Origin of the sequence: Flavobacterium phragmitis (assembly GCF_900112575.1) — a bacterium.
In the GTDB taxonomy this organism is placed as follows: Bacteria; Bacteroidota; Bacteroidia; order Flavobacteriales; family Flavobacteriaceae; genus Flavobacterium; species Flavobacterium phragmitis.
Map to the genome: position 1 here is coordinate 328,572 of NZ_FOMH01000005.1, position 7,306 is coordinate 335,877.

Annotated in this window: 5 protein-coding genes; 4 read left to right on the forward strand and 1 reads right to left on the reverse strand. The window is 35.1% G+C overall.

Annotated features, from left to right (window positions below):
• Window positions 1-161 precede the first annotated feature (161 nt).
• Both BM289_RS11170 and BM289_RS11175 read left to right on the forward strand, forming a co-directional pair.
• Window positions 162-1,406, forward strand: a complete 1,245-nt coding sequence (locus BM289_RS11170; RefSeq protein WP_091493218.1) for a glycoside hydrolase family 99 protein — start codon at window positions 162-164, stop codon at window positions 1,404-1,406.
• A 25-nt stretch (window positions 1,407-1,431) separates the two neighbouring features.
• Window positions 1,432-3,450, forward strand: a complete 2,019-nt coding sequence (locus BM289_RS11175) for a glycoside hydrolase family 97 protein (RefSeq protein ID WP_091493220.1) — start codon at window positions 1,432-1,434, stop codon at window positions 3,448-3,450.
• Between the two features lie 637 nt (window positions 3,451-4,087).
• On the opposite strand, the gene BM289_RS11180 is transcribed toward BM289_RS11175, so the two are convergent.
• Window positions 4,088-5,002, reverse strand: a complete 915-nt coding sequence (locus tag BM289_RS11180; RefSeq protein WP_091493222.1) for a hypothetical protein — start codon at window positions 5,000-5,002, stop codon at window positions 4,088-4,090.
• A gap of 176 nt (window positions 5,003-5,178) precedes the next feature.
• On the opposite strand from BM289_RS11180, the gene BM289_RS11185 reads away from it, so the two are divergent.
• Together BM289_RS11185 and BM289_RS11190 are read left to right on the forward strand one after the other, a co-directional pair.
• Window positions 5,179-5,655, forward strand: a complete 477-nt coding sequence (locus tag BM289_RS11185; protein ID WP_091493224.1) for a MarR family winged helix-turn-helix transcriptional regulator — start codon at window positions 5,179-5,181, stop codon at window positions 5,653-5,655.
• Window positions 5,656-5,717: 62 nt separating this feature from the next.
• A complete protein-coding gene (locus tag BM289_RS11190; protein ID WP_091493225.1) occupies window positions 5,718-7,136 on the forward strand; it encodes an MATE family efflux transporter in 1,419 nt (472 codons plus the stop codon).
• Window positions 7,137-7,306: the final 170 nt, after the last annotated feature.

A 7,306-nucleotide genomic window follows, 5' to 3' on the forward strand; every position in this document is an offset into this window, starting at 1 on the left:
ATTCTGCAGATTGAAGCAGATTTAAATTGGAATATCATAAAAATGAATCTGTGTGAATCTGCTTAAATCTTTTTTAAATCTGCGTGAAATAAATTACTCAATAATAAAATCCTTGTAAATTTTATAATCTGTGGCAAAAACAAAATATAAAGCACAACAATATGAAAAGATATATCACATCATTGTTTTTTGGTTTAATGAATATTGTGATGGTTGCTGGATGCAGCAGCGATGACAAAGGTTCAGATAAGCCAACAGAACCAGAAAAAACAGCACCTGTTGCGATTGAGAAAACCAACAGCACCAAAATTTATATGCACTACATGCCTTGGTTTGAAACCAACGAAAGCAGTGCCGATAAAAAATGGGGATATCATTGGACAATGGCCAACAAAAATCCGAACAATGTAGGAGCAAATGGCCGTAGAGAAATTGCATCTTATTATTATCCGCTGATTGGGCCGTATCATTCAGGCGATAAAAATGTGATTGAAAATCATTTGTTACTGATGAAATATTCAGGAATTGATGGTATTCTGATCGATTGGTACGGCACTTATGATGTAAACGATTACCGAATGGTGAAAGAAAATACAGAACAGCTAATTGAGATGCTGGATAAAGTAGGTTTAGAATATGCGATTGTTTATGAAGATCGTTTTTTAACCAATGTTGTCAACGCTGGAAAAGCAATTTCGGTAACCAGCGCGGCAAAAACAGATTTAGCTTATGTACAAAATAATTATTTTACTGATGCTAATTATATCAAAATTAATGGAAAGCCTCTTTTGATGAATTTTGGCCCAATTGTCCTGCAGACTGCTGCCGAATGGACCAATGTGTTTGGAACTTTAACTACAAAACCAACATTTTTAACCCTTTGGGATCATTCAGCAAAAGCAGGAGATAATGCTGCTGGAGAGTATGCTTGGGTTTATAAAGACAATAGTTATCTGACGAATTTTTATACCAATACCAAACCAAAATTGGGAGTAGCGATGGGAAGCGCTTATCCTGGTTTTAAAGATTTTTATGCTGAAGGCGGAGGCGGAGCGGCAATTGGATGGACAATCGAACATAACAATGGAGCAACTTTAGACGCAACGCTTGCTTTAGCAAAAAATGCGAATATCAATTATCTGCAACTGATTACATGGAATGATTTCGGAGAGGGAACTATGTTTGAACCAACCGTTGAATTTGGATATTCTTATATCGAAAAAATAAAAGCTTTTGCCGGAGTAAAAAACACAGAAAATGTTTTTCCTGATATCAGCAAATTGTATGATTTACGCGTACAGAAAAAAGGAAATGTCGATGCCCAGAAAAAACTCGATCAAGCGTTTAATTATTTTGTTTCGATGCAGTCTGCTAAAGCAAAACAGATAATGAGCGAAATTAAATAAAGCTGTAATTAATACAATTTACATAATGAAAAATAATAAATATAGATACTGTATAGTCGCGCTGGCATCCATGCTGATTTTTGCCTGCAGTACTAAAAAAACGTATAAAATCAGTTCTCCTGAAAAAATATCTGAACTTACTTTTGAACTAACACCTTCGGGACAGCCTCAGTATAGTTTTTCGTCTAACGGAAAATCGGTTATTGAGCCTTCTCTTCTTGGATTTGAATTTCAAGGATTGCCAAAAATGACTGATGGTTTTGAAGTAGTTTCAACAGAAGAAAAAGCAGCAGATGAAACTTGGGAACAGCCTTGGGGCGAATTCAAAAAAGTGAGAGATCATCACAACGAATTAATTGTTCATTTAAAAGAAGCAAAAGGCGAAGAGCGTTTGGTGGATATTATTTTCAGAGTTTTTGACGATGGTTTAGGTTTTCGATACGAATTTCCTAAACAACCGAATTTAGGAAAAGTCAAAATCTCAAATGAAGTAACACAGTTTACTTTTAAAGATAATAATGAAGTCTGGTGGATTCCGGTTCACCGCGAAAACAGCTACTACGAAAGTGAATATCGCAAAACGTTAATGAGTAAAACGGATACAATCAACACGCCGGCAACTTTTGAAACCAAGGATAAATTGTATGTAGCGATTCATGAAGCCAATTTAACTGATTTTGCTTCCATGACACTTTTAAAAACATCCGATAAACAATATAAAAGTGATTTAGTGCCTTGGGCAGATGGTGTAAAAGTATATGCGGAAACACCTTTTAAAACACCTTGGAGAACAATTGTAGTAGGTAAAAACCCTGGAGAGGTTGCCACTTCAACAATTATGTTGAATTTGAACGAACCGTCAAAAATTGAAGATTTATCTTGGATAACACCTTCAAAATATATCGGAATCTGGTGGGGAATGCATTTGGATAAATACACTTGGGGACAAGGCCCAAAACACGGTGCCACAACCAAGAATACTAAAGAATATATTGACTTTGCTGCGAAAAATGGTTTTGACGGTGTCTTAGTAGAAGGATGGAATGAAGGTTGGGACGGCGACTGGACTGCCGATGGTTCTGCGTTTAGTTTTACAAAAGCCTATCCAGACTTTAATTTGGAAGAAATCACAAAATATGCTGCTGTAAAAAATGTTCGTTTAATCGGACATCATGAAACTGCTGGAGCAACTAAAAATTATGAAAACCAATTGGAAGATGCTTTCAAATTGTATCAGAAAATGGGAGTGAATTCCGTTAAAACGGGTTATGTAAATAAATATTTGGACAAAAAAGAATGGCATGATAGCCAATACGGAGCGCGTCACTACAGAAAAGTAATCGAAACCGCTGCCAAATATCATATTATGATTGATAATCACGAACCAATGAAAGGAACGGGATTACAACGTACGTATCCAAATTTCATGTCACAAGAAGGAGGTAGAGGGCAAGAATACAATGCATGGTCTGTAGATGGAGGAAATACACCAGAGCATTTAACGACTTTACCTTTTACGAGAATGCTTTCAGGGCCTTTTGATTATACTCCAGGGAATTTCAATTTTGATTACAAAACACCATCAGGAGCAAAAGTACAAACGACTTTGGCAAATCAATTGGCGTTGTATGTTATTATTTTCAGTCCGTTGCAGATGGCTTCCGATTTGCCTGAAAATTATGAGAATAAACCAGAATTTAAGTTTGTAAAAGAAGTTCCTTGTACTTGGTCAGATACCAAAGTTTTGGATTCAAAAATTGGAGAGTATACTACGATTGCCCGTAAAGACTGGGACGAGAAAAACTGGTATCTAGGATCCATTACAAACAGAAATGCACGAGATCTGAAAGTAGCTTTATCATTCTTAGATCAAAACAAAGAATACGAAGCAGAAATCTATTCGGATGGACCAGGAGCCAATTACAAAACCAATCCGTATCCAGTTACAATCTCTAAACAAAAAGTAAACAGCAAAACGGTATTAAATATCAAGTTAGCAGCTGGCGGAGGAACAGCAATAAAATTTTCTCCAATCAAGAAATAAATTAGTTTAGTTTTATTTTGAGTTAATTAAGTAAGTTTAAGTTTGGTGATAAACCCGATAGCAGTGCAGTTATCGGGTTTGTTTTTGTTGGAACGCTTATTTTTACTGCAAAGTTCGCAAAGATTTTTTTACAGCGTTTTGTACATTGAGAATAGTAAGTTCGCAAAGCTTTGTGCAAAAAAAAAATCTCGCAAAGTCGCAGAATCGCAAAGAAAATAAAACTTTGCGTCTTCGCGACTTTGCGAGATTATTACATTTTGCTATAAAAAACTTTGCGTCCTTTGCGTAAATCTTTGCGTGCTTTGCGGTAAAAAAAAAATGATAGCAAAGCAGTTATCGGGTTTTGTTTTTTGTTGGAACGCTTATTTTTACTGCAAAGTTCGCAAAGATTTTTTTACAGCGTTTTGTACATTGAGAATAGTAAGTTCGCAAAGCTTTGTGTAAAAAAATCTCGCAAAGTCGCAGAATCGCAAAGAAAATAGAACTTTGCGATTCTGCGACTTTGCGAGATTATTACATTTAGCTATAAAAAAACTTAGCGAACTTTGCGCTAAACTTAGCGTCTTTGCGGTAAAACTACCCTCAAAGTATAGAAAACTTAGAACCTTAGCATCTCAGAATCTCAGCATCTTAAAAGCTAATGTTTATAAAGTTTCACATGATTTCCAAAACTATAAGTTGCGGTTAAAGTCGGTCCATTATAACCCCATTTAAAGAAACCATTGAGTCTTTCTTTTTCCATGTCGACTCTAATATTTAGTCCAGTATAACCCGCCATTAAACTGAAGTTTTGATAAACATTATATAAAACAGATAAATTATAACTCAATAATCTTCCGTCAAAATCATTGATTTTAATGGCAAAATAATTAAAGTTTGCATAAAGGCCAACCTTTCTGCCTAAAACAAATTCTCCCCAAATTCCAATATCAGGAAGCGGAGCAGTAAATCCAAAATTATCTTTAACTTCTAAATTTGCTGTTTCGCCTGCCAGTCCAATTCCAACATCACCAAATAAAACGTGTGCACCGATAAGAGCTCCGATTTCATATTTTGGTTTTGATACAAATGCATAACCATAAGTAATTCTACCAATATGATTGTCCATGAATGCATAAACCGTAGCATCTACAGGATAGACATGGTCTCTAAATTCAATTTCTTTCTGAAGTGTTTTTGTAGAATTTCTGCTTAAATAATAATATTCTGCACCAAGTCTGGATCTTCTGGAGATTCTCCACTCAAAAGCTCCAAAAAATGAAGTTGTATTTTTGTTAAAGCCAAGGTCTTTTTCAAAATCAATTAAATTTCCAAATTGACCATTATTACTGCCGACTTTTACTTCTGTATTATTAACAGGAAAAAAAACACCAGCTGTAACTTTGAATCTTCTCGCATGCCAGGGCAGATCGTCAGCATAATTGTCCTGAAAATTTTCACTTTCAGTTTTGACAGTCATTAAATTTTCATTTGAAGTATTCTCTGCAAACGTCTGAGCATTTAGCGGAATCCAGAAAAATGTCATTACCAAAAAAATAAATAAATGTTTCATCAGAGTAGTTTTTTTAATTTTTTATTAGGCAATTTTTAACATTTAAAGTTAGTGAAAATATTCTTTCATTTTGGTTTTTGAACCGGATTATTTGTGTAGAACTGTTTGGTTATCAGTAAAATATAAACTTTATTTAAAATTAGTTGACATGTCACTCTTTTTCCTAAATTTGCATCATGGAAAAAACACAGACCGATAAAGAGAATTTTTCAAATTTTTGGAAAGAGGAAATATCAGATAGTTTCTTTTTTCAGATTCATCGAATGAAGCGAGCAATTTTCAGACGCACCAATGCGTTAATGACTGAAGCTGGAATTACTTTGCAATTAGAACAATTACCGCTTTTAATGATTTTGAATCAAAAAAGTCTTTCACAAAGAGAATTGTCAGACAAAACGATGCGTGATAAATCTTCGATTCTTAGAAGTATTAGCGCTCTTGAAAAGAAGAATCTGGTTGAGGTTGTAAAAGATAAAACCGACAAGCGAAAGAATATCGTAAGTCTTACGAATGAAGGAAGTACTTTGGCAAAAAACATTCGATCTCTTATGAAAAGGGCAGAAGAAGAAGTAATGTCTGTATTTACTCCAAAAGAAAGGATAGAAGCTCTAAATGCAGTGAGGTTTTATGCAGATAAATTAGAAACGCTTTAATTTTTTTTAGGATTTAAAAGTTGATATGTCAACTTATTTTAAACGATTATTTTAAATAAAAAATGAAAAAAAACGAATTATTAGAAGGACCAATTCTTTCTTCATTATTAAAATTGGCCGTTCCTATTATGATTGCCAATCTTTTACAGGCGGCTTATCAATTGGTAGATGCTTTTTGGGTTGGACGCTTGGGCGGAGATGCCGTTGCCGCGGTTTCTGTTAGTACGCCAGTAATCTTTTTGACGATTGCTTTAGGAACTGGATTAGCCATTGCAGGATCCATTTTAATTGCGCAATATTTTGGTGCAGGAAATCAGAAAATGGTCAATCACGTGGCGGCGCAGACTTTATCTATGGTTATCATAGTTTCTGTTGTTTTATCGATTATTGGATATATTCTAAGTCCATACTTTTTATATCTTTTAAAAGTTGAGCCTCAAGTCTATATTGATGCTTTAGGATTTATGAGAGTCGCTTTTATTGGCCTGGTTTTTAGTTTTGGGTTTATGATTTTCCAATCCATTATGCGTGGAGTTGGACGTGTAACTTTGCCGGTTTATATTGTTTTGGGAACGGTAATACTGAATTTTGCATTGGATCCATTATTCATTTACGGATGGAACTTTATTCCGGCAATGGGTGTAAAAGGCGCTGCATTGGCCACTTTATCGACACAGCTTTTGGCAATTATTATTGGTTTTGCGATTTTGTTTAGAGGAAAACACGGAATTCATCTTCGTATTCAGGATTTTAAGCCAGATTGGGATCATATCAAAAGAGCTTTCCAGATTGGATTTCCTTCGTCAATTGAACAATCTATGCGTGCTTTAGGAATGATGGCAATCACATTTCTGATTGTGCGTTTTGGTACAACAACGGTAGCCTCGTACGGTGCAGGATCCAATTTAATTCAGCTGATTTTAATTCCAGCTTTAGGACTTTCAATGGCAATTGCCACTTTGGTTGGGCAGAATATTGGTGCTGGAAATGTAGACCGCGCCGCCGAAATTTCAAAATTAGGGGCTTATCTAGGTTTCGGATTATTGACAGGATTAGGAATTATAGCTTTCATTTTTGCGCCTCATTTAATTGCTTTTTTCGTCCCAAAAGATCAAGCAGTTATCGAAGGAGGAACAGAATTGCTGCGAATTACTTGTCTTTCTTGGGGATTTTTAGGCTTACAGCTTTGTTTAACAGGTGTTTTCCGTGCCGTTGGAAATACTAAACTTCCTATGATTTTGACTTTGGTTTCACAATGGGTAATTCAGTTTCCACTTGCTTTTATTTTGTCTCATAACACACCTTTAGGAAAACACGGAATTTGGTGGGCTTTCCCAATTGCTTCAGTAGTAACCGCTTTAATTACAATTGTACTGTATGTAAAAGGCGATTGGAAAAAAGAAAAACTAACCGGAAAAACCAACAAATTAATTGATAAAGTAGAAAGAGAAATAGTAAAGGAAGGATTTGAGGTTAAATAAGATGCAAAGATACAAAGATGCAAAGATACAAAGTGACAAAGGTTTTGTAGAGACGCACAGCAGTGCGTCTTTTTTTTAGGGTTTAAAAAAACTTTGTCACTTTGTATCTTGGTTACTTTGTCTCTTTTCAAAAAAAAACTTTGCCACTTTGTTTCTCTGTCCCTTTGTCT

Coding starts and splice junctions, on each gene's coding strand:
- BM289_RS11190 (WP_091493225.1), top strand. CDS start 5,718: ATGAAAAAAAACGAATTATTAGAAGGACCAATTCTTTCTTCATTATTA.
- BM289_RS11185 (WP_091493224.1), top strand. CDS start 5,179: ATGGAAAAAACACAGACCGATAAAGAGAATTTTTCAAATTTTTGGAAA.
- BM289_RS11175 (WP_091493220.1), top strand. CDS start 1,432: ATGAAAAATAATAAATATAGATACTGTATAGTCGCGCTGGCATCCATG.
- BM289_RS11180 (WP_091493222.1), bottom strand. CDS start 5,002: ATGAAACATTTATTTATTTTTTTGGTAATGACATTTTTCTGGATTCCG.
- BM289_RS11170 (WP_091493218.1), top strand. CDS start 162: ATGAAAAGATATATCACATCATTGTTTTTTGGTTTAATGAATATTGTG.